We start from the raw sequence: 1,520 nt of genomic DNA, 5'->3' as shown, positions 1-1,520 counted from the left end.
ACGATCGCCGTCCTCGGCTCGTGGAAGGTCAGCCCCTCGGCGATCTGCCGGAACTCCGCCAGCATCGGCTCCATCAGCGGCGAGTGGAACGCGTGGCTCACCCGCAGCCGGATGGTCCTGTCGAAGCGCGCGGCGACGCGCAGGACGGCGTCCTCGGTTCCGGCGATCACGACGGACGACGGGCCGTTCACCGCGGCGATGACGACCCCGTCCTCCAGCACCGGCTCGACCTGCGCCCGGCCGGCCTGGACCGACACCATCGCCCCGCCCTTGGGCAGGCGCTGCATCAGCCGGCCCCGGGCCGCGACCAGCGCGCAGGCATCGTCCAGCGACAGCACACCGGCCACGTGGGCGGCGGCGATCTCGCCGATCGAGTGCCCCACCAGAACATCCGGTGTCACGCCCCAGGACTCGACCAGGCGGAAGAGTGCCACCTCGATCGCGAAAAGCGCCGGCTGGGCGTACTCGGTGCGGTCCAGCGGCCCGGCGTCCGCGCCGAACATCACCTCACCCGGCGACCTCTCCAGCCTTTCGGCCAGCCGCGCGAACACCTCGTCCAGCGCGCGGGCGAAGACCGGGAACCGGGCGGCGAGCTCGCGGCCCATCCCGATCCGCTGCGCGCCCTGTCCCGCGAACAGCACCGCCAGCGAACCGGACGCGCCGGCGACGCCACGTGCCACCTCGGCCGCGCCGTCACCGCCGGCCAGCAGCACCGCCCGGTGGGCGAACTCCGAGCGGGCCCTGACCAGCGAGTAGCCGACATCGGCCGGATCCGCCCCGGTCTCGGCCACGAAGGACGTCAGCCGATCGATCTGAGCATCGAGCGCGGCCTCGGTCTTACCGGAGACCACCCAGGGCACCACGACAGGCGCCGTACCCGGTGTCGTAGCGGGCTCGGAGGGCTCGGCCTGTTCGGACGGCTGCTCGACGATCACGTGCGCGTTGGTGCCGCTGATCCCGAACGACGACACTCCGGCCCGGCGGGGCCGTCCGGTCTCCGGCCACCCGGCGCGCTCGGTCACCAGCCCGACCGCGCCGGCCGACCAGTCCACATGCGACGTGGGGGCGTTGACGTGCAACGTCCGCGGCACGATCCCCTGCCGCATGGCCATCACCATCTTGATCACGCCCGCGACCCCCGCGGCCGCCTGGGTGTGACCGATGTTCGACTTGATCGACCCGAGCAGCAGCGGCCGGTCCCGATCCTGCCCGTACGTCGCCAGCAGGGCCTGGATCTCGATCGGGTCACCCAGCCTGGTGCCCGTACCGTGCGCCTCCACCACGTCCACGTCCGAGGGGGAGAGCCCGGCCCCGGCCAGGGCCTGCCGGATCACCCGCTGCTGGGAGACGCCGCTGGGAGCGGTCAGGCCGTTGGAGGCGCCGTCGGAGTTGACGGCCGATCCGCGGAGCACGGCGAGCACCCGGTGGCCGTTGCGCCGGGCGTCGGAAAGCCGTTCCAGCACCAGCACGCCCACGCCCTCGGCCCATCCCGTGCCGTCGGCGGCGTCGGCGAACGCCTT

1 protein-coding gene is annotated in these 1,520 nt (G+C 73.3%); it reads right to left on the bottom strand.

Going from position 1 to position 1,520, the window contains the following annotated elements:
- A partial coding sequence (locus tag ABZU75_RS46410) for a type I polyketide synthase (protein WP_355569985.1) occupies positions 1–1,520 on the bottom strand: 1,520 nt, incomplete at both ends.

Source organism: Streptosporangium sp. NPDC005286, from assembly GCF_040607515.1.
GTDB lineage: Bacteria > Actinomycetota > Actinomycetes > Streptosporangiales > Streptosporangiaceae > Streptosporangium.
The sequence above is the reverse complement of the archived record's forward strand: the minus strand, read 5'-3'. Positions and strand labels throughout refer to the sequence as shown.